Below are 20677 nucleotides of genomic sequence, written 5' to 3'. Positions count from 1 at the left end.
GCCGGCCGGTCAGCCGACCTGGGCCACCGGTGCCGGGCGGTGCTTGATCTCCTCCATGAACGGGAACCGGGCGGTCAGCTGGGCGATCGTCAGGCCGGCCCGCCAGGCCGCGGCCACGTGGGCGACCTGCGCGAGGTCCATGACGTCACCGCGCGCGAGGACCTCTCCCGAGACCCGTAGGTCGATCATGAAGTATCGGGCCTGCGATCCCAGGCCCACGCAGACCACGCCCTCGTCGGAGTGCAGCTCGGCGCAGGTGAACCGGGCCCGCCCCTGCTCCGGCGCGGTCACCCGGCCGACATCGAGCCCGTGTCGGGCAGCGGTGTCGATGAGCGCGGGGGCCAGGCCACCCCGCTCGACCAGGTCCGGGTAAAGGCGCACACCCAGCGCCGTCGACGCCTCGCTCATGACTGACTCCCACTTCCTTGTGACAGAGACCAGCAGCGCGCAGGTTACGGAAACGTTTCCGGCACGCCTCGCCATCCTGTCGCGGGTGGACGCCCCACGGCAATAGGAAGGGTCGATTCGACCGCTATCGAGTAACAGTCGTGCCGCCGCCGAACTCCGTCGACGGTTCAGCGCCGTCCATCTCGGAGGCATCGATCGACCGCAGCTCGACGCCAGCGGTCCGGCGCTTGCCGCTCACTGGTCAGCATCGGGCGGTAACGGACGGTCGTGGTATTGGAAACACTATTGACAGAAAGCCACGATATCGACATGCTTCGCTTTAGAGAGCGCTCTCTATCCTGGTCAACCGCCTCCACCACCCCCACGCTGAGGAGCCTCCCGTGTTCACAGCCCGGCCCAGCCTCCGCTTCCGCCCCCTCGTACTCCTGGCGGTCGCCCTCGTCGCGACCACGACGGCGCTCGTCCTCCCGGCGCACCCCGACCGGGCCGAGGCCGCCATCGGTCCCATCACCTGGCAGGACGAGTTCAACTCCCCCGCCGGCACCCCCGTCGACCAGAACAAGTGGCGATTCGACATCGGCGGCGGCGGCTGGGGCAACAACGAGCGGCAGTACTACACGAACAGCACCAGCAACGCCGTCCACGACGGTCAGGGCAACCTGGTCATCACCGCCCGTCGGGACAACCCCGCCAACTACCAGTGCCACTACGGGCGCTGCGAGTACACCTCGGCGCGGTTGCTGACGGCGGCCACCTTCACCCAGACGTACGGGCGCTTCGAGGCCCGGATCAAGATCCCGCGCGGCCAGGGCATCTGGCCGGCCTTCTGGATGCTCGGCACCGGTGGCGGGTGGCCCGACGCTGGCGAGATCGACGTCATGGAGAACATCGGCCGGGAGCCGAACACCGTCTACGGCACCGTGCACGGGCCCGGCTACTCCGGTGGCGGCGGCATCACGGGCAGCCGCACCCTCGGCGCGCCGCTCGCCGACACCTTCCACACCTACCGGGTGGACTGGGAACCGAACGTGATCACGTGGTACATCGACGGCGTGCAGTACCACCGGGTCGATCCCGCTCGGCTCGGCGGCAACCGCTGGGTGTTCGACCACCCCTTCTTCATGATCCTCAACGTGGCGGTCGGTGGTAACTGGCCCGGCTACCCGGACGGCTCGACCCAGTTCCCGCAGCAGATGCTCGTCGACTACGTCCGGGTGTCCAGCTACACCTCGGGCGGGGGCGACCCGGCTCCCGGCACCAGCCGGATCCGGGGTGCGCAGAGCGGTCGTTGCATCGACATCCCCGGCGCCAACCCGGTGGAGGGCGCCAAACTCCAGATCTGGGACTGCAACACCACGGCGGCCCAGAGCTGGACCTTCGCCTCCGACGGGACCATCCGCGCGATGGGCAAGTGCATGGACCCGGCCTGGGCCGGCACCGCCAACGGCACCGAGGTCAACCTGGTCAGCTGCAACGGCAACAGCGCCCAGCGCTTCACCCTCAACGCCGCCGGCGACCTGGTCAACCTGAACGCCAACAAGTGCGTGGACGTACGGGAGGCCAACCCCAACAACGGCGGCAAGCTGCACCTGTGGGACTGCCTCGGCGCGGCCAACCAGAAGTGGTCTCGCATCTGACCACCCGCTCACCGGTGGGCCGTCCGAGCGCAGCTCGGGCGGCCCACCGCTGTGTGTCCGGGTATCTCGGCAGACCGATTGGCTCGATGAACGCAGCGGCCAGGCTTACGCCCTCTATGTTCTGATTAATTCGCAATCTGGCAGTTCCGGGAGTGAGCTCATGTCGCACCACCTCGATACGCCCCTCGCCGCCCAGGGCGGCCAGCTGTACATCGACGACCTCTTCGTCTTCAACGGCGACCGCGCCACCGTCTTCGTCATGGACGTCAACAGTTCGGTGACCAGGGCGGACATCAAGCGCGGCTTCCACGCTGAGGCGCGCTACGAGATCAAGATTCACATCAATGGCGCCGAGGTGGAGGACCTGACCTACCGGTTCGCCTTCGGCGAGCCGGACGGCGACGCCCGGCAGGCCTTCCAGTTGTACGAGCTCACCGGGGCCGACGCCCGCGACGACGCCGCGATGGGCACCCCCATCGCCGAGGGGCGAACCGGCGAGGTGAAGGCCGGCGGCAACGTGCGGATCTGGACCGGCCGGATCACCGACCCCTTCTTCATCGACCTCGACGAACTCGCCATCATCAACGGCGCGGTCAAGAACGGCTCAGTGGTGGACCGTTCCGCGTGGCGGGCCGACCAGGCCAGGAACAGCTTCGCCGGCACCACCGTCGAGTCGATCGTCCTCGAGGTCTCCCATGACGAGCCACTGCTGCGCGAGGGCACCGAGATCGGCGTGTGGTGTCGCACCCTGCTGGCCACCGACGCCGGCGGATGGCGCCAGATCAACCGCGCCGGCCACCCCATGATGTGGCCGATCTTCTGGCCCCACGACACCGACTTCTCCAACCCCGCCAACTTCCGGCACCCCGGCAGCGACCTCGCCGAAGGCGGCGAGGAGATCGCGAACGCGGTCGCCGGGGTCGTCAAGGCGAACGGCACCGCGCCGGACCCGCAGGCGTACGGCTGGAGCGTCGCCCGGCAGCTCTACCCCGACCTGCTGTCGTACACGGTCGGCACGGCAGCGAACTTCGGCTTCGCGGGCCGCAACGGCCGAGGCCTGGCCGACAACGCGCCCGAGGTGATGTTCTCCCTGGTTCTCAACACCGCCACCACCTCCGGCCTCACCTCGGACGTCACCAAGGCCGCCCGTTCCGCCACGTTCCCGTACGTGGTTCCGGCCTGAGGCTGCACGCGGGGCTCGCTGATCAGCAGGGCGCCGGCCCCTGCCGTGCGCGGTGCCCCACCATCGCCGGGACCGAACACGACCACCGGCCGACGACCGGGTGACGTTCGCGTCGTTCAGCCCGTTATGGGCGTTTTGCGTAGTTAGTCTCGGAAGCGCTTCCCAGGTTTTCTAGGACGAAGGAGACTCGATGCGCAGAAAGATTCTCGCGGGCCTGGCCGGCGTTGCCGCCGTCGCCGCGCTCGCCGGACCCGCCGCCGCGGACACCACGGGCAACACTGTCGTCACCCTCACCGTCGACGCCGCCGGTGGTCTGTCGATCACGGTGCCGTCGACGGCGAACATCGGCAACGGCGTGGAGGGCGCGACCGTCTCCGGTCAACTCGGCCCGGTCACCGTGCTGGACCAACGCGGGTCGCTCACCCCCAACTGGACCGCCAACGTCATCTCCACCGACTTCACCACCGGCGGCGGCAGCTCCGGCGAGACGATCCCGAACATCAACGTCCTGTACTGGTCCGGCAACGCGACGGCGACCGCCGGCGGCGGCACCTTCACACCGGGCCAGCCGACCGCCGCCGACGCGGTGATCATCAACGTGCCCCGGACGGCGATGACCCACACCGGCGGCACCGGCAACAACTTCGCCACCTGGAACCCCACCCTGGTGGTGAACGTGCCCGTCGGCACCGTCCAGGGTGTCTACACCGGGACGGTGACACATTCGGTGTTCTGAGCCGCTCGGCCGGCTGGTGCTGCTGGCCTCGGTCGCCCTCGTGGCGCTCGGGGTTTCGGCGGCACCGGCCGTTGCCGTGCAGGAGCAGCGACACGATCCGGCCGAGGAGGCCGCGATCAGCATCCGGATGCTGGACATCCCGGCGAGTCGGGTGCAGGATCCCCGCGCCCGGGTCTACATCGTGGACCACCTGAAGCCCGGGGCGACGATCAACCGCCGGGTCGAGGTGCAGAACACCTCGGCCGAGACGCAGAAGATCGAGTTCTATGCCGGCGCCGCGTCGGTCGAGAACAACGCCTTCGCCGTGCCCGAGGGGCGCACCGGCAACGAACTCAGCGGGTGGATCCGGCTGAGGACCGCCGCGATGCGGCTGGACCCGGGCGAGCGACGACCGGTCGAGATCGACGTCGCCGTGCCGGAGAAGGCCTCGAAGGGCGAGCGGTACGCCGCGATCTGGGCGCAGGTCACCAGCGCGACGGAAGGCACCGGCAACGTCACCCAGATCCACCGGGTGGGCATCCGGGTCTACCTCGACGTCGGTCCCGGTGGTGAGCCGCCAACGGACTTCCGGATCGAAGGGTTGGCCGCGGAGCCGGGCACCGGCGAGTTCCCCGTCGTCACCGCGAAGGTCACCAACACCGGTGGACGCGCGCTGGACATGACCGGCACCCTGTCGCTGACCAAGACCGCGGTCCAGGCCGGACCGTTCAAGGTGACCAACGGGGTGACGATCCTGCCCGGCCAGAGCGGTCAGGTTCGGATCGAGGTCAACCAGACGCTGCCCGCAGGGACCTGGGACGTGCACGCGACGCTCGCCAGCGGCACTGTGCAGCGCACCGCGACCGGGAAGATCGTCCTTCCCGTCGCGGCGCCGATGACGGTCTCGGCCTCCAGCGGGCCGAGTTGGCTGGTCTACCTGGTCGGCGGGATCGCCCTGCTGGTGCTGGGCACCCTTGGTGGCTGGCATCTCGTCCGCAGGCACCGGACCCGGTCGGCCTGACGCCCGCACCACCGCAGAGACTGCCCGGCCGTTTCCTTCCAACGGCCGGGCAGCGGCGTCCCGCCAGCGAAGCGACCCTAGATGACGGAGTGGGTCACGACCGCCACGTAGTCGCCGACCACCACCCCGGACGGGATGGCCACCCACAGGGTGGGGTTCCAGGTGGCGGCGTTCGGGCCCCCCGCCTGACCGGACCACCCGGCGGCGGTGCGCGGGGTGCTCAGCGACGCCCCGGGCTGCGGCACGAAGGTTCCGATCCCGGTGCTGGCCAGGGCGGGCCCGGAGGCGTACGTGATGTTGCTGGTGGGGATGGTCTCGCCGCCCGAGCCGGAACCCGTGGTGAAGCTCGTGCTGGAGACGACGCTGACCCAGTTTCCGGAGAACGGACCCCGGTCGTCGGTGACGGTCACCGAACCGAGTTGGCCTGAGAGGCCGGTCGTGCCCGAGGTGACGGTGCCGAGTGCGGAGACCGCCGGGACGCTGATGGAGAGCCCGCCGAGCGGGGTGATGACCAGGTCGACCGGTCGGGTCGCGGACTGGTCGAACGAGTCGGTCACCCGCACGGTGAACGGGAACGTCCCGGCCTCGGTGGGCGTGCCGGAGAGCAGGCCGGTGACCGGGTCGAGGGTCAGCCCGGCCGGCAGGCTCCCGGCGCTGACCGCCCAGGTGAACGGGCCGGTGCCTCCGGTGACGGTCAGCTGGTACTGGTACGGGTCGTACGCCTTGCCGGGTGGGGGCGGTGGGAAGGTCAGCGTCGGCGGCGAGTTGACGGTCACCGACGCGGAGGCGGCCGACTGTGGACCGGTGCCGGCGGCATTCGTCGCGGCCACCCGGAAGGTGTACGAGGCGCCGGCGGTCAGCCCGGTGACGATCTGGGTCGTGGCGGTGCCGGTGAAGACCCGGGAGGTCTGCGCCACGGCACCGAGGTAGGGCGTCACCGTGTATCCGGTGATCGGCGATCCTCCGTTGGCCGGGGCCGTCCAGCTCACCGTGGCGGCGTTGGTGCCCGCGGTGGCCGAGGTGTTCGTCGGGGCCGCGGGCACCGTGTACGGGACCACCGCCGCCGAGGGTGGGCTGGCCGCACCGGTGCCGTAGGCGTTCACCGCCGCCACCCGGAAGGTGTACGACGCGCCGACGGTCAGCCCGGTCAGGGTGCGGCTGGTGGTGGAGGCGTCGAAGGTGAGGGTCGGTTGGGTGACGCCGTCCCGGATCGGGGTGATCAGGTAACTGGTGATCGGGCTGCCGTTGTTCGCCGGCGCGGTCCAACTCACGGTGGCGCTGGCGCCACCAGCGACAGCGGTGGGCGTGGTCGGCGTGCCGGGCGCGGACGCGTAGACGTAGCTCGCCGATCCGGCGGAGCCTCGGGTGACGACGCTGACCGTGACCGTCGCCGGGCTGGACCGGGCGGGCATGGCGGAGATGCCGAGGGTGCCGTCGGGGTTCACGGTGAAGCAGCCGGCGGCCGGGCCGGAGGTGCACGGCACCAGCAGCACCGACGTGCCGGCCTGCTGCTCGGCGGCCGTACCGATGGTGATCGCTGTCGCTCCGGTGAGGTTGCTGCCGCCGACGGTGACCGGGATGCCCCCGGAGACCGTGCTCTGCGCCGGGGTGACGGTGACGCCGCTCGGTGCGGTGGCCGGCGCGACCGGGGTGGCGCCGGTGGCGAGACCCGGGTTCGCGTCGATCGACGACGAGGTTGCCACCGTCGCGGTCTGGATCTGCGCCGGCGTCACGCCGGTGCCGGTGACGGTCGCGGCGACCGTGATGGGCGGCAGGAAGGTTCCGCCGGAGAACGGGCCGTTGCTGTTCGTGCAGGTGACGCTCTGCCCGGAGGGTGCGGCGCAGATCCAACCGGAGCCGAACGCACCGCGCGGGACGACACCGGCGGGGAGGGTCTGGGTGACCGAGATCGGTGCGGTCTCGGTGGCTCCGGCGTCGACTCCTGCGGTGATCGAGTAGGTCACCGGGTCACCGGGCTGCGGGGTGGCACCGACCGCGCTGGTCTGCGCCACGTTCAGGTCGGGTACCGGGTTGAAGCTGACCGCCCGGGCGTCGTCGACCTCGTGGAAGTCGGTGACCGAGCCGGTCGAGCCCACCCAGCCGAAGGCGAGCTGCCGAGGGTAGCCGTTGGCGTTGAGCCAGGTCGACGACGGGTACAGGCTGGGCGACACGACCGGGAGCGGGCCCTCCAGGATTCGCGCCTGCCCGCCGACCGGGGTGAATCTGACCCGGTACTGGCCGGCGGGAGTGGTGATGCCGGTGTCGGTGGTGTACGACGACGAGGTGGTGTTGACGACGACCTCGACCGGCACCACTGACGCCGCCCGGGTGCTGGCCCGCAGCGGCAGCGCAGGAGCTGAGGTGCTTTCGGCGGTGCTGTTCAGCGCGCAGTAGCCGACCCCGTTGCGGCCCGGTCCACGGACCACCACCTGGCCGGTGACCCGCCCGTTGGTGGTCGAGATGTACGGCGGGTTCGTGCAGCCGGTGCCCTGGTACGTGCTGTTGCTGAAGTTGCCGAAGACGTCCAGGCCGATGCCCAGGTAGCCGTTGGAGAGTCCCGCCGACACTCCGTTGAAGGCCGCCGAGTAGCCTAGCGAGCCGCCCGACGGGCCGAGGGTGGACGGGGACCGCGGGTTGGCCGGGTCGACGGCGGCCAGCGCGAAGGCGAGGCCGTCCGCGCCCGGGTTGCTGCCGCCGTACTGGTAGGTGTTGAAGGTCAGGTGCAGGCCCTGCGAGGTGGGCACGCTCACCGCGCTGAACACCCCACCCTGCCGGTTGACGGTGGTGGGGGTGAGGCGCAGTTTGCCCGTACCCTGCGAATCGGTGGAGGTGGTGCAACTCAGCAGCGGGCCGGCGGTGGAGTTGCCGGCCGCGCTCAGGCAGGCGGCGTTGGTGGACCCGGTGCCGGGCACGGCTGGCAGCGACACCGCGCCGATGCCGTTCCCGGTGTTCTGGTGAAAGGGCTGGTCGAACAGGACGGAGCCGGCCGCCGACGCCGGGAGTGGTCCGACCACGAGCCCCCCGGCGAGCACGACGATGACCAGCGCCCCGGCGCTCGACGGACCACGCCGGTTCCACAACGACATGCCCACTCCCAGCTTTCACTTCAGCACCGATTCGGACTATAGCCCCCAAAACACCCACAATTTCGGTACTCGGATGACCGCGGCAGGCCGACGACCGCCAGCGGAAACGGACCGACCCCCGCCGGCACTCCTGCCGAAGGGGTCGGTCCGTGCGAGATTCCGGACGAGGGCGGTCAGCCCTCGATGTCGCGGGGGTCACGGCTGCGGGGGTAGGTGTTCTTCTCCCCGATCGTGCCGTCCTGCTTCTTGACCACGTGTTCGACGCCCCGGTCGGCCGCCATCTCGCGGCCCTGGGCCTGCGCGTCGGCCTTCACGTCATGCGTGCTGCTGGCCCGCTCGTTGCCCTCCGGCTTGTTCTTCCACTGCCCGTCCTCGTGGTACGTGTCAACGTCACCCTTGACCATGGCCGGCTCCTCCCTGGGTCCGAACTGTTCCCCGAATCAGTGCCCCGAGAAGCACGGGGCAAACCGCCGCCCTCAGGAGACGGCCGGGCAGTTGTTGCTCACCCGCCGCAGGATCTGTTCGCGTTCGTCGGTGGTGATGCCCGACGGTTCGCCGTCGAAGTGCGTCTCGACCTTCTCCCAGCCTCGACGCTGCTCGTAGTGCAGGTGCGGCGCACCGGAATTGCCGGTGCTGCCCAGCTTTCCGATCTGTTCGCCCTGGGCGACCTTCTGACCCACCTCGACGAGCGGCGGTTCGAGCAGGTGCAGGTACTGCGTCTCCCACTTGCCGCCGTGATCGATCTTCACCCAGTAGCCGCCGCCGCGCCCCCGTGGGCCGTCCGGGTTCTCCGGGTTGCGGCCACCGAGCGACCCGTTGACGCCCGCCACTGTGACAGTTCCGGCATAGGACGCGAGCACCGGCCGCCCCCACGTCTCGCCCTCGACGGGAAAGAAGTCGACGTCGTAGTCGTCGTGGCCGGGATAGGTGCTGAGCTGCCACGTCTCCCCGCAGGTCACCGGCATCTGGAAGAGCGGGCGCGGCCCGGCCGGTCGCAGCATCGGCACCGCGACCACCGCGATGCCCAGGACGGCCGCCACCGCGACGAGCGCGAGCAGGACGCGGATGGCACGGCGTCGGGGGCGGCGGTGGGTACGGGCTCTGGCGGGGCGGCCGGTCGTCACCGGCCCGAGCATGGCAGATCCCGGCAACGCCACGACGCCGGGTCAGCGCCTCGACGCCCGGTCGCACCCCCGAGCGGTGACATTGCAGTCGCATCGCGAACGAGGTACCGTCGCATTCAATGCAGTTGTATTGCAAAGAGAGTGGGACCCCATGCACGTGATCCCGTTGTCCGAGGCGACCACCGACCTGCTCGACCTGGTCGGTGGCAAGGCCGCCGGGTTGGGCGAGCTGATCCGGCGCGGCGAACGGGTCCCCGAGGGCTTCTGCGTCACCACCGAGGCACACCGACTCGGCGTGGTACCGGCCGCCGAGGTCGTCACCGCGTACCAGCGGCTCGGCGCGGGCCCGGTGGCGGTGCGCTCCAGCGCCACCGCGGAGGACCTGCCCGACGCGAGCTTCGCCGGGCAGCAGGACACCGTGCTCGACGTCGTCGGCGGCCCCGAGCTGATCGCCGCCATCGAGAAGTGCTGGGCCTCGCTGCACAGCGACCGGGCGACCGCCTACCGCGACGCCCGGCAGATCGACAACCGGCAGGTGCGGATGGCCGTCGTGGTGCAACGCATGATCACGCCCACGGTGGCCGGGGTGCTGTTCACCGCGAACCCGCTGACCGGGCGGCGCGACGAGATGGCTGTCGACGCGGCCCCCGGTCTCGGCACGGCGGTGGTGGACGGCGCGGCGACGGTGGACCACTACGTCCTCGACGGCGTCAGCCGACCCGACACCGGCTGCCTGACCTCCGCGCACCTGGCCGACCTGCGCGCCACCGGCGAGCGGTTGCAGGCCCACTTCGGTTGCCCGCAGGACATCGAGTGGGCGATCGACGCGCACGACGTCCAGTGGCTCCTGCAGTCCCGGCCGATCACCACGATGTTTCCGCAGCCGCCGGCCACCGACAAGCCCCTCCCCCGCGTCTACCTGGAGTTCGGTCACGTCCAGGGCATGCTGCGACCGGTCACCCCGATGGGCATGGCGACACTGCGGACGCAGATCACCGCCATGCTGGCCGCGCTCGGGGTGCGGGTGGAGATCGTGGACATCGGTGGGCGGCTCTACGGCGACCTGACCGACCTGACCCGGGACCGGTCGTCGCGCAAACGGCTGGTCAAGCTCATGGCTGTCGACTTCGGGCCGCGCGCCCAGGCGGTGATGCAGCACGTGCTGGACGACCCCCGCTTCGCCCCGACCAACGGCGGCCCCCGCCGCGGCGGGGCGGCGGGGGCGGCCTCGCTGCGGACGGCCCGCCGTGCGGTGGTCGGGATCCTGCGGGCGCTGGCCCGTCCCGACACCGCACGGATTCGGATGTTCGAGGCGGTCGAGCGGCTGAGGACCCGGTCGACAGCCCCCGCCGACCTGCGGACCGCCGCCGACCGGCTGCGCTTCGTGCAGGTGGCGCAGGAGGCCGACGACAGCGCTGACGCGATCATGTGGCCGATCGTCGCGGGAATGCTGGCCGCCGCACTGCCGGCCGCGCTGCTGAAGGGCCTCGCCGGGCCGGACGAGATCCACACCGTGCTGGGCGGCATGCCGCACAACGTCACGATCGAGATGGACCTGGCGCTGTGGCGGCTGGCCCAGGGCGCGGGCGAGCACCGCCGGCTCCTCCTCGACACCCCGCCGGCCGAGCTGGCCACGCGCTACCTGCGCGGAACCCTGCCCGACATCGGCATGGCCGCCTTCCTGGAGGCCTACGGCCACCGGGGCGTCGCCGAAGTCGACCTCGGCGTGCCGCGCTGGGAGGAGGACCCCGCTCCGGTCTTCGCCGCTGTCGCCAACTACCTGCGGGTCACCGATCCGCGGCAGGGTCCCGACGAACGTTTCCGACAGGCCGCCGTCGCCGCCGAGCGGGCGCTGGCGGAGCTGATCGGGCGAGCCCGCCGTCGGCGGCCGGTGCGCGGCACCATCGCCGGTTTCCTGCTGCGCCGGGCGCGGTCGTTGGCCGGTCTGCGCGAGACGGGCAAGTTCGCCGGGTTGTACCCACTGCGCGAGACCCGCCGGCAACTGCTGCTCATCGGCGCCGACCTGCACGGCACCGGGTTGCTGGACCAACCCGACGACATCATGTTCCTGACCCTCGACGAGGTGCACGCCGCCGTACACCAGGGTGTCGACCCGCGAGCGACAGTGACCTCCCGGCGGGCCGTGCACCGGCGGGAGCTAGGCCGCAGGACGGTGCCGGTGGCGCTGCTCTCCGACGGCACCGACGTCGAGGCGGTCCTGCCCGCCACGGCGGCCGGCGACGGGACGCTCGCCGGCGTGGGCGCGTCGGCCGGTCGGGTGACCGGCCCCGCCCGGGTCGTCCACGACCCGGGCACCGCCCACGTCGAGCCCGGCGACGTCCTGGTGGCCGCGACCACGGACCCCGGGTGGACGCCGCTGTTCCTCACCGCCGCGGCGCTGGTCACCGAGACCGGCGCGATCATGGCGCACGGCCCGACGGTGGCCCGCGAGTACGGCATTCCCGCCGTCATCTGCGTGCCGGACGCCACCCGGACGATCACCACGGGGCAACTCGTCACTGTCGACGGCGGCGCCGGCACCGTCACGGTCCACTGACCGTCCACCCGCTACCGAAAAGGACGACGATGAGCGACACCACGGCGACGACCAGGGCGCGGGTGGGCCCGCTGCTGCGTCGCGCGGCCGAGGCCGAAGCCGCGACGTGGCGCAACCTCTACGCGTGGGCGCGGCGGCGCACGCTGCCGCTGCGGCCCGGCGACGAGCCGTTCGGCTACCTCGGCGTGGTCAAGCCGATCCTGGGCATCTTCATCGGGCTGTCGGCCGTGGAGATCCCGATCTTCGATGTCGTGGTCACCCACGTGGTGCCCTGGCGGCCCGCCCGCTGGATCGTGCTCGGCCTCGGCGTCTGGGGTCTGCTCTGGATGATCGGGCTGTACGCCGGCATGACCATCCACCCCCACGTCGTGGGTGACGGTGGCCTGCGGGTGCGGCTCAACTCGGGCATCGACATCTTCATCCCGTGGACCGACGTCGAGGCGCTGCGCAAGCGGTACCGTTCGCTGCCGTCGAGCAGGTCCGTCCAGGTCGAGCAGGACGGCGACCGCCGGGTGGTGTCCATCGCCGTCGGCAGCCAGACGAGCGTCGACGTCCTGCTGCGCCGGCCGCTGACCTTCGACCTGCCGAGGGGCGGGTCAGCGCCGACGAACGAGCTGCGACTGTACGCCGACGACCCCGACGGCCTGCTGCGCAGCGCCCGGGGCACCCCCACGGGCGGCACCGTCAGCCGGTGACCACCGCCGCTGGCGGGGTGCCCGGGCCAACCACTGTGAAACGATCGAGGCCATGCCGAAGAAGGTCGACCACCAGGAGCGACGCACCCTCATCGCGGACGCGTTGATGCGGGTCGCCGCGGCTCAGGGGCTGGAAGCGGTCAGCCTCCGACACGTGGCCGCCGCGGCCGGCGTGTCCGCCGGCATGGTCCAGCACTACTTCCGGACCAAGGACGAGATGATGGCGTTCGCGTTGAGCGTGGTCCGCGAGCGCAGCCAGATCCGGGTCACCGAGGCGGTGGCCCGGCTGGGTGTTGACCCACCGCCCCGACTGCTGCTGCGGACCCTGCTCGCCGCGTTGCTGCCGGTCGACGCGCACACCCGCGACGACGGTCGGGTGGCGCTGGCGTTCCTCGCGTACACGGCGGTGCGTCCGGCCGCCGCGACCGGCCTGCGGGAGGGCACCCGGCAGCTCACCGAGTTCATCGCCGGTCTCCTGCCCGACCGGCACGACGACGCCGCCGCTTCCGGTCTGCTGGCGCTGATGGAAGGGCTGGGTGTCTACCTGCTCGGCGGGCAGTACACCGCCGAGCAGGCGCTGGGCGCGCTGGACGCCCAGCTGGACCTGCTCTTCGGCGCGTCGTCGGCGACCTGAGCGGTGGTGGTCGTACCGGACCCCTCAGCAGCGCGATCGTCCTCGGTCGCCTCCCCCGGGCGTCGGCCCGGGGGAGGCGACTCTCGCTCAGAGCTGCTGCACCCAGTACGGGGTGACGTCCATCCAGCCGTTGGCGGCCGCACCGTTGAGCCGGCCGGAGCTGCCGGTGCTGAGGGTGTACCAGGAGTCGACGTAATCCGGGTCGTCGGTCCACCAACTAGCCGGCATCGCGTTGATGATTGCGGTGACCAGCGGGGTGTAGGTGCCGTAGTCGACGATGGTCAGCAAGGCGGTGATCAGTGCCGTGGCCAGGTCGCGGTAGTTGGTGTCGCCGTCGTCCTCCCACATCACCACGTCGGCCAGGTTGTACTTGTAAGTGTTGAAGTGGACCAGCAGTTGGTTGGGGTAGTAGACCGTGCCGTCGTTGTCCAGGTAGGGCATCTCCACGAGGTTGACCGTCGGCTGGCCGTCGAGCCCGAACCCGGCCACGACGTTGAAGATCTCCGCACTGCCCTTGATCCAGGTCTCCTGGTCGTTGCTGAGCCGGATGGCATTGACCTTGGTGGCCCAGTAGCCGGCCTGCGTCGTCCGGGCGGCCCGCGCGCCGGTCAGCCCTCGGTCGGCCAACTCCTGCCGTACCTGCGCGAGACCCTGCTCGATCGCCCTGGCCACGTTGACCTCGACCACCAGCACCGCGCGGCCGGGCACCCGGACCGGGTCCAGCAGGATCCGTGCGCCGGCCGGGTCGTACGCGGCCACGCTGGCCACCGCATCATCAGTCGGGGCCGCCGCCACGAGCGGAAGGGCCGCAGACGCAGCCGTGGTGGCGGAGTCCGCGAGCCGGAGTTGCAGCACGGAACCGGTTGCTGCCGGAAGGCCCTTCGCCGCCAGCACCGCCTCGTTGGCGGCCTGGGCGGCACGGTCCGCCCGGGAGCCCAGCCGGGCACGCAGCAGGTCCACCGGACCGGCGGTCGTGCCGGCGAGCACTCGGCCCCGGGTGGCGGAATCGGCGAGCGCACCAGCCACCTCGCGGGCGAGTCGGTCGGTCGCCGAGTAGACCGGGCCGGTGTCGGACGGGGTGACGTCGGCGGCCGGGATGGTGCCGGCGGGACGGGCCTGGGCGGGGGTCGCGGCGATCAGGGTGGCTACCGCCAGTGCCAGCGACAACGCGGCGAGCCGGATCGAACGGGGATGCATACGGGCTCCTCTCCAGTCGCGACGCCGGCTCGTGACCGGCGACGCGGGCGTGGCGAGATGATCGCATCCGCGTATCGGGGTTGGTCAATGACAAGTATTACGGTCACGATCCATGCTCAAACGGACCGTCCCGGCGGCCTGATCCACGTCGGGCTCACCGGGACGGTCCGTACCTCCGGGTCAGCGGGACGTGCCCGCGCGACGCTTGTTGTAGACGTCGAAGGCGACCGCGACGAGCAGGACGAGGCCCTTCACCACGGACTGGGTCGACTGGTCGATGCCCATGAGCTGCATGCCGTTGCTCATCACCGCCATGATCAGACCACCGACCATCGCGCCCACCACGGTGCCCACGCCGCCGGTGACCGCCGCACCGCCGATGAAGGCCGCGGCGATCGCGTCCAGCTCGAACATGTTGCCCGCGGCGGGCTGGGCGCCGTTGGACCGCGACGAGTAGATGACGCCGGCCACCGCCGCCAGGAAGCCCATGTTGACGAACATCCAGAAGTTGACGGTGCGGACCTTCACCCCGGACAGCGCCGCCGCCGACAGGTTGCCGCCGATCGCGTAGACCTGGCGGCCGAAGACCGTACGCCGGGTGAGCAGGCCGTAGACCAGCACCAGGACCGCCAGGATGATCAGCACGATCGGCAGGCCTCGGGCGTGCGCCAGCTGCCAGGCGAAGTACATGAGGACCGCGCCGACCAGCACGACCCGGGCGACGAACAGCGGGAACGACTCGACCGGCTGCTGGTAGCGGATCCGCGCCACGCGGGTGCGGAAGCCACTGACCGCGTAGCCGGCCACGGCGATGGCGCCGATCAGCAACGTGAAGGCGTCGAAGCCCTCGCCGCCGAGCAGGCCGTTGAGGAAGCCCGCCGCGACCTGCTGGTACTCGGAGGGGAACGGCGACAGCGAGATGTTGTCGAGCACCCGCAGGGTGAGACCCCGGAACAGCAGCATGCCGGCCAGGGTCACGATGAAGGCCGGAATGCCGGCGTACGCCACCCAGAACCCGTGCCAGGCGCCGACCGCGACGCCGACGACAAGCGCCGCCACGACGCCGATCCACCAGGGATGGCCCTGCTGGATCACCAGGACGGCGGAGACCGCTCCGGTGAGCGCGACGACCGATCCGACCGACAGGTCGATGTGCCCGCCGATGATCAGGATGACCATGCCGATCGCGAGGACCAGGATGTACGAGTACTGGAGGACGATGTTGGTGATGTTGCCGGGGCTCAGCAACACCCCGTCGGTCAGGACCGCGAAGAGAGCGACGATGACGACCAGGGCGACGTAGATGCCGCTCTGCCGCAGGTTGTTCAACACCAGCGACCGCAGGTCGTTCGTCCCGCTGTGCAGGGCGGTGGTGGGTGTGCTGTCCGGGGGCGTGGGGCGCTCCGTCGAAGGGGTCTTGATGCTGGTCATCCGACGAGCTCCTTGTCCTTGGTCATCAGCTCCATGAGGCTCTCCTGAGTCGCCTCGGCCACCGGCATCTCGCCGGTGATCCGGCCGGCGGCGAGGGTGTAGATGCGGTCGCACATTCCGAGCAGCTCGGGAAGCTCGGAGGAGATGACGATCACCGCCTTACCGGCCGCCACCAGCCGGTTGATGATCGTGTAGATCTCGTACTTGGCGCCGACGTCGATACCGCGGGTCGGTTCGTCGAGGATCAACACGTCCGGGTCGGTGAACAGCCACTTCGACAGCACGACCTTCTGCTGGTTGCCGCCGGAGAGCTTCCCGACCACCGCCATGACGCTCGGCGTACGGATGTTCATCTCCTTGCGGCTCGTCTCGGCAACCTTGATCTCCTCGTTGCCGTTCACCCAGCCCAGGCGGGACAGCTTGTCCAACGCGGCGGCGGACACGTTGCGCCGCACGTCGTCGATGAGGTTGAGCCCGTAGTGCTTGCGGTCCTCGGTGACGTAGGCGATGCCGTTGTCGATCGCCTCGGCGACCGTGCGGGCCTGCACCTCCCGCCCGTGGACGAAGAGCCGGCCCCGGATGTCGCGCCCGTAGGACCGACCGAACACGCTCATCGCCAGCTCGGTGCGACCAGCTCCCATGAGGCCCGCGATGCCGACGACCTCGCCGGCGCGTACGGACAGGCCGACGCCCTCGACGACCATCCGGTCCTGGACCGGGTGCCGCACCGTCCAGTCCTCGATGCGCAGGACCTCGTCACCGGGGGACGACTCGCGGTCGGGGTAGAAGCTGTCCAGGTCGCGCCCGACCATGCCCCGGATGATCCGCTGCTGGTTCACGTCGTCGGACGTCATGTCGAGGGTCTCCACCGCGCGCCCGTCGCGGATCACCGTGGTGGAGTCGGCGATGGCGGTGATCTCGTTGAGCTTGTGCGAGATCATGATGCAGGTGATGCCCTGCTCCTTGAGGGCCCGCAGCAGGTCGAGCAGGTGCGCCGAGTCGATGTCGTTGAGCGCGGCCGTCGGCTCGTCCAGGATGAGCAGGCGCACCTTCTTCGACAGCGCCTTGGCGATCTCCACCAGCTGCTGCTTGCCGACGCCGAGCTGGATGACCGGGGTGACCGGGTTCTCGTGCAGCCCGACGGATGCCAGCAGCTTCGCCGCTTCGGCGTTGGCGAAGTTCCAGTCGATGAGCCCGCTGCGGCCACGCCGCTCGTTGCCGAGGAAGATGTTCTCCGCGATCGACAGGTACGGCACCAGGGCGAGCTCCTGGTGGATGATGACGATGCCGTTGGCCTCGCTGTCGCGGATGCCGCGGAACTGCATCGGCTTGCCGTCGAAGAGAATCTCGCCGTCGTACGAGCCGGACGGGTAGACGCCGGACAGCACCTTCATCAGGGTGGACTTGCCGGCGCCGTTCTCACCGCAGATGGCGTGGATCTCGCCGCGGCGCACTGCGAGGGTGACGTCCTCCAGCGCGGTCACGCCGGGGAAGGTCTTGGTGATGCGACGCATCTCGAGGATGGTGTCGTCCATGGTCACTGTCCTCCGTCAGGTCTGGACGCGGTACACGCCCAGGCGTCGGGCCCGGCGGATGACCGCCGGGCCCGACGAGTGGCTTACTTCTTGGCCTGACCGGCGGCGACCTCTTCCGCCGTCCAGTAGCCGGAGTCGATCAGCGTCGCCTTGATGTCGTCCTTGTAGACGGTCGCGATCGGCAGCAGGTACGCCGGGACGACCTTGACGCCGTTGTTGTACGTCTCGGTGTCGTTGGCCTGCGGCTGCTTCTTCTGCAGGAACGCCTCGGCCGCGTTCACGGCCTGCTCGGCCAGCAGTCGGGTGTCCTTGAAGACCGTGGAGCTCTGCACGCCGTCGTTGATCAGCTTGATCGAGGCGATCTCCGCGTCCTGGCCGGTCACGACCGGGAGCTTCTTCGCGCCCTTGCCGTAGCCGGCGTTCTGCAGGGCGGTGATGATGCCCCGGGAGATGCCGTCGTACGGCGACAGCACCCCGTCGACCTTGGAGCCGTCGTTGTAGCTGGAGGTGAGCAGGTTCTCCATCCGCTTCTGCGCGGTCTCCTGCTGCCACCGCAGGGTGGCGACCTGCTCGGGGGTGGTCTGCTTGGACTTGACGACCAGCGTGCCGTCCTCGATGAACGGCTTCAGGGTGTCCATCGCGCCGCTGAAGAAGTACTGGGTGTTGTTGTCGTCCAGCGACCCGGCGAAGAGCTCGACGTTCAGCGGCCCCTTGGCCGTGCCCTTCGTGCCGTCCTTGTTCAGCAGGCCGAGACCGACCAGCAGGGCGGTGCCCTGGGCGACGCCGACCTTGTAGTTGTCGAAGCTGACGTAGAAGTCGACGTCCTTGCTGCCGCGGATCAGCCGGTCGTAGGAGATGACCGGGATCTTCGCGGCCGCGGCGGCCTGCAGCTGGCTGCTGAGCGCCGTGCCGTCGATCGCCGCGAGGATGAGGACATCCGCGCCCTGGGTGATCATCTGGTCGACCTGCTGCGACTGCGTGGGGATGTCGTCGCCGGCGTACTGGAGGTCGACCTTGTAACCCTTGGCCTCGAGCTTCGACTTCACCGCGTTGCCGTCGGCGATCCACCGCTCCGAGGTCTGGGTCGGCATCGACACGCCGATGGTCAGATCGCTGGGCTTCTCGTCGCCGGTCTTCTCACCGCTGCCCGCACCCCCGCCGCTGCATGCCGCCAAGCTCAGCGCGAGTGCCGCGCCGCCGAGAGCAACCAGGAATTTCCTGCCCACCGGCTTCTCCTCTCAGGACTCCCCCGCCGACTGCCCGGGGCCAACTGTCATCTTTCGGGTAGTGTTAGCGCTCACAAACATTGCGTCAACACCTGATCCGAAATACCGGTGTCACGGTCTCGTAACGGAGCATCCAGGCGAGCGTAGCCATACGACCGACCAGCCGGAAGGGCAGGACGCGACAACTCAGCGTGGTCGTCCACGGCACCGACAGACCGGTGCCCGCGGACGACGTCTGCCGTCCGCGGGCACCAGCACTACCGCCGGGTCAGGTGGGTCGCCGGGGCCCCGTCGGCCGGCGGACCCGATCGGCTACCGCTGCGACCACCGCTGGTTCGCCGCACCGGTGCAGGTCCAGAGGATCACCGTGGTGCCGTTGGCGGTGCCGTTGTTGTTGACGTCCAGGCAGAGCCCCGACTGCGTGGCGCTGATCGTGCCGTTGGCGTTGACCGCCCACTGCTGGTTGGTCCCGCCGTTGCAGTCCCAGATCTGCACCTTGACGCCGGCCGTGGCGTTGAGGGGCGCGTCCAGGCACTTACCGAGGGCCTGCAGGGTCTGACCGCTGCGGGTCCAGCGCTGGTTGGCGGCGCCGTTGCAGTCCCAGATGACCGGCTGGGTGCCGTTGGTCGTGTTGCTGTTCGGCACGTCGAGGCAGCGCCCGGAGGCCGCGCTGGCGTACGCACTCGACGTGGTCGGCGGCGGCGTCGTCGGAGGAGTCGTCCCGCCACCGCTGACCCGGTACACCACGGTGCCGTGCGCCGGGACGCTGGCGCTGATGGTCCCGCTGCTGGAGCTGGTGCCGCCGGTCCACGCGTCCACCAGCGTGAACGACGAGCCGGACTTGCCGATGGCCGCGGCGGTGGTCGAGATCGTCGTCGTCGAGCCGCCCTGGTTGAACAGGGCGACGGCGACGTCACCGTTGGCGAGCCGCTTGGCCAGCACCCGACGCGTGCCGTCGAACGACACCTGCGTCCCCTGCAACCCGAGCGAGTCCTGGTTGATCGCGATCAGGTTGGCGTTCTTGAGGATGGTCTGCGTCGCGGCGTTCATGTTCCGCACGTCGTTGCCGGCGATCAGCGGAGACGCCATGATCGCCCACATCGCGAAGTGGCTGCGCATCTCCGTGTCGTTCATGCCACCGCGGCCGACCTCCATCATGTCCGGGTCGTTGAACCCACCCGGCCTCGCGTACGACGCCAGCGGAACGGTCACGTTGATGATGTTCTGGATGCCCATCGGGTAGCCGTTGGTCTGGCCGGTGTCCCACGCGTTGGTGATGTCCTCGGTGGTTCGCCACATGTTGGCCACGTCGCCCCAGTTGCGCTGCGGGCCGGTCTTGGCGTGGATGCTGTTGGGGTTGATGCTGTAGACGATCGGCCGGCCGGTGGCGGCCAGCGCGTCACGCATCTTGGCGAAGGTGGCCACCTGGTCGTTGATGCTGCCCTCCGGCGAGCACCAGTCGTACTTGAGGAAGTCGACGCCCCAGGCGGCGAACTGGCGCGCGTCCTGCACCTCGTGACCGCGGCTGCCGGTCGCGCCCGGGTAGGCGCCGAAGTACTGCGCGCAGGTCTTGTCGACCGGCACCTGGTAGAGGCCGAACTTCAGGTTCCGGGCGTGCAGGTAGTCGCCGAGCGCCTTCATGCCACTGGGGAACCGACCGGGGTCGCCCTGGATGTTGCCGGATGAGTCCCGGTTGGGGTTGAACCAACAGTCGTCGACGACGACGTAGTTGTAGCCCAGGTCCCGCATACCGCTGCTGACGATCGCGTCCGCCGTCTGCCGGATCAGCGCCTCGTTGATGTTGCAGCCGAACGAGTTCCACGAATTCCACCCCATGGGGGGAGTGCGCGCCACGCCGTTGTCCAGTGCCTGCGCCGTCGTGGCGCGAAGGCCGACCAGTGCGCCGGCGAGCAGTATTCCGGCGGCCAGTACGCTCCCCCAGCGACGACCTCGGGTAGTGCGGTTCATCGAGCCTCCTTGTCGGTGGCGCCCGGCCGTGACTACGATCTCCGGTTGGTGCGCCGATAGTCGTACGCCAATTTTTGTTAGCGTTAACAGAGACGCCCATCATGTTACGGCGACATTTCACGAGGTTCAATACCTTCACGACGCCGCATCGTCCGAGGTCGATTGACTACACTCCGCCACGCATCGAGACGCGTCTTATCGGTCACGAAGCCGGAAATTGCCGCACGCCGACGCCGGCCCGCACCCCCGGCCGCACCCGC

At 70.0% G+C, this 20677-nt stretch carries 16 protein-coding genes; 7 read left to right on the top strand and 9 right to left on the bottom strand.

The window, feature by feature from the left end:
• Positions 1-9: 9 nt before the first annotated feature.
• Positions 10-408, bottom strand: coding sequence for a hypothetical protein (locus QCZ28_RS21630; RefSeq protein WP_279518350.1), 399 nt, complete (start codon positions 406-408; stop codon positions 10-12).
• 380 nt (positions 409-788) lie between these two features.
• On the opposite strand from QCZ28_RS21630, the gene QCZ28_RS21625 reads away from it, so the two are divergent.
• From QCZ28_RS21625 to QCZ28_RS21610, 4 genes are all read left to right on the top strand, one after another.
• Positions 789-2045, top strand: coding sequence for a glycoside hydrolase family 16 protein (locus QCZ28_RS21625; protein WP_279518349.1), 1257 nt, complete (start codon positions 789-791; stop codon positions 2043-2045).
• Between the two features lie 160 nt (positions 2046-2205).
• On the top strand, positions 2206-3228 hold the full coding sequence (locus QCZ28_RS21620) for a DUF4331 family protein (RefSeq protein WP_279518348.1): 1023 nt from the start codon (positions 2206-2208) through the stop codon (positions 3226-3228).
• A 190-nt stretch (positions 3229-3418) separates the two neighbouring features.
• Positions 3419-3964 (top strand): hypothetical protein, encoded by a 546-nt coding sequence (locus tag QCZ28_RS21615; protein ID WP_279518347.1) that lies wholly within the window; start codon positions 3419-3421, stop codon positions 3962-3964.
• Between the two features lie 16 nt (positions 3965-3980).
• Complete coding sequence (locus QCZ28_RS21610; protein ID WP_279518346.1) at positions 3981-4964, top strand: hypothetical protein; 984 nt, start codon at positions 3981-3983, stop codon at positions 4962-4964.
• A 77-nt stretch (positions 4965-5041) separates the two neighbouring features.
• Here QCZ28_RS21610 and QCZ28_RS21605 read toward each other — a convergent pair whose 3' ends face one another.
• From QCZ28_RS21605 to QCZ28_RS21595, 3 genes are all read right to left on the bottom strand, one after another.
• Complete coding sequence (locus QCZ28_RS21605; protein ID WP_279518345.1) at positions 5042-8050, bottom strand: fibronectin type III domain-containing protein; 3009 nt, start codon at positions 8048-8050, stop codon at positions 5042-5044.
• 173 nt (positions 8051-8223) lie between these two features.
• Complete coding sequence (locus tag QCZ28_RS21600) at positions 8224-8454, bottom strand: DUF2188 domain-containing protein (protein WP_030335996.1); 231 nt, start codon at positions 8452-8454, stop codon at positions 8224-8226.
• Positions 8455-8526: 72 nt separating this feature from the next.
• On the bottom strand, positions 8527-9186 hold the full coding sequence (locus QCZ28_RS21595) for a M23 family metallopeptidase (protein ID WP_279518344.1): 660 nt from the start codon (positions 9184-9186) through the stop codon (positions 8527-8529).
• Between the two features lie 139 nt (positions 9187-9325).
• Between QCZ28_RS21595 and QCZ28_RS21590 the strand changes: the two genes are divergently transcribed.
• From QCZ28_RS21590 to QCZ28_RS21580, 3 genes are read left to right on the top strand one after another with little or no spacing between them, the layout of a single operon-like run.
• Entirely contained in the window at positions 9326-11731 is a 2406-nt protein-coding gene (locus QCZ28_RS21590; RefSeq protein ID WP_279518343.1) for a PEP/pyruvate-binding domain-containing protein, read from the top strand.
• Between the two features lie 29 nt (positions 11732-11760).
• Positions 11761-12426 carry a hypothetical protein gene (locus tag QCZ28_RS21585; protein ID WP_279518342.1) on the top strand — a complete coding sequence of 222 codons (666 nt, stop codon included), beginning with the start codon at positions 11761-11763 and terminating at the stop codon, positions 12424-12426.
• A gap of 52 nt (positions 12427-12478) precedes the next feature.
• Positions 12479-13060 carry a TetR family transcriptional regulator gene (locus QCZ28_RS21580; RefSeq protein ID WP_279518341.1) on the top strand — a complete coding sequence of 194 codons (582 nt, stop codon included), beginning with the start codon at positions 12479-12481 and terminating at the stop codon, positions 13058-13060.
• 87 nt (positions 13061-13147) lie between these two features.
• On the opposite strand, the gene QCZ28_RS21575 is transcribed toward QCZ28_RS21580, so the two are convergent.
• The 5 genes from QCZ28_RS21575 to QCZ28_RS21555 form a co-directional block, all read right to left on the bottom strand.
• On the bottom strand, positions 13148-14257 hold the full coding sequence (locus tag QCZ28_RS21575; protein WP_279518340.1) for a DUF3103 family protein: 1110 nt from the start codon (positions 14255-14257) through the stop codon (positions 13148-13150).
• A gap of 180 nt (positions 14258-14437) precedes the next feature.
• A complete protein-coding gene (gene mmsB, locus QCZ28_RS21570; protein WP_279518339.1) occupies positions 14438-15688 on the bottom strand; it encodes a multiple monosaccharide ABC transporter permease in 1251 nt (416 codons plus the stop codon).
• Positions 15685-17223 carry a multiple monosaccharide ABC transporter ATP-binding protein gene (mmsA, locus tag QCZ28_RS21565; protein WP_279518338.1) on the bottom strand — a complete coding sequence of 513 codons (1539 nt, stop codon included), beginning with the start codon at positions 17221-17223 and terminating at the stop codon, positions 15685-15687. Before mmsA ends, mmsB begins: the two co-directional genes overlap by 4 nt.
• Positions 17224-17306: 83 nt before the next feature.
• Entirely contained in the window at positions 17307-18449 is a 1143-nt protein-coding gene (chvE, locus tag QCZ28_RS21560) for a multiple monosaccharide ABC transporter substrate-binding protein (protein WP_279518337.1), read from the bottom strand.
• A 312-nt stretch (positions 18450-18761) separates the two neighbouring features.
• Positions 18762-20417 (bottom strand): glycoside hydrolase family 27 protein, encoded by a 1656-nt coding sequence (locus tag QCZ28_RS21555; RefSeq protein ID WP_279518336.1) that lies wholly within the window; start codon positions 20415-20417, stop codon positions 18762-18764.
• Positions 20418-20677 lie beyond the last annotated feature (260 nt).

The sequence above is a fragment of the Micromonospora sp. DH14 genome, from assembly GCF_029809455.1.
GTDB lineage: Bacteria > Actinomycetota > Actinomycetes > Mycobacteriales > Micromonosporaceae > Micromonospora > Micromonospora parva.
This window is presented reverse-complemented; position numbering and strand designations above follow the sequence as displayed.

Coding starts and splice junctions, on each gene's coding strand:
- QCZ28_RS21630 (WP_279518350.1), bottom strand. CDS start 408: ATGAGCGAGGCGTCGACGGCGCTGGGTGTGCGCCTTTACCCGGACCTG.
- QCZ28_RS21620 (WP_279518348.1), top strand. CDS start 2,206: ATGTCGCACCACCTCGATACGCCCCTCGCCGCCCAGGGCGGCCAGCTG.
- QCZ28_RS21615 (WP_279518347.1), top strand. CDS start 3,419: ATGCGCAGAAAGATTCTCGCGGGCCTGGCCGGCGTTGCCGCCGTCGCC.
- QCZ28_RS21605 (WP_279518345.1), bottom strand. CDS start 8,050: ATGTCGTTGTGGAACCGGCGTGGTCCGTCGAGCGCCGGGGCGCTGGTC.
- QCZ28_RS21600 (WP_030335996.1), bottom strand. CDS start 8,454: ATGGTCAAGGGTGACGTTGACACGTACCACGAGGACGGGCAGTGGAAG.
- QCZ28_RS21595 (WP_279518344.1), bottom strand. CDS start 9,186: ATGCTCGGGCCGGTGACGACCGGCCGCCCCGCCAGAGCCCGTACCCAC.
- QCZ28_RS21590 (WP_279518343.1), top strand. CDS start 9,326: ATGCACGTGATCCCGTTGTCCGAGGCGACCACCGACCTGCTCGACCTG.
- QCZ28_RS21585 (WP_279518342.1), top strand. CDS start 11,761: ATGAGCGACACCACGGCGACGACCAGGGCGCGGGTGGGCCCGCTGCTG.
- QCZ28_RS21580 (WP_279518341.1), top strand. CDS start 12,479: ATGCCGAAGAAGGTCGACCACCAGGAGCGACGCACCCTCATCGCGGAC.
- QCZ28_RS21575 (WP_279518340.1), bottom strand. CDS start 14,257: ATGCATCCCCGTTCGATCCGGCTCGCCGCGTTGTCGCTGGCACTGGCG.
- mmsB (WP_279518339.1), bottom strand. CDS start 15,688: ATGACCAGCATCAAGACCCCTTCGACGGAGCGCCCCACGCCCCCGGAC.
- mmsA (WP_279518338.1), bottom strand. CDS start 17,223: ATGGACGACACCATCCTCGAGATGCGTCGCATCACCAAGACCTTCCCC.
- QCZ28_RS21555 (WP_279518336.1), bottom strand. CDS start 20,417: ATGAACCGCACTACCCGAGGTCGTCGCTGGGGGAGCGTACTGGCCGCC.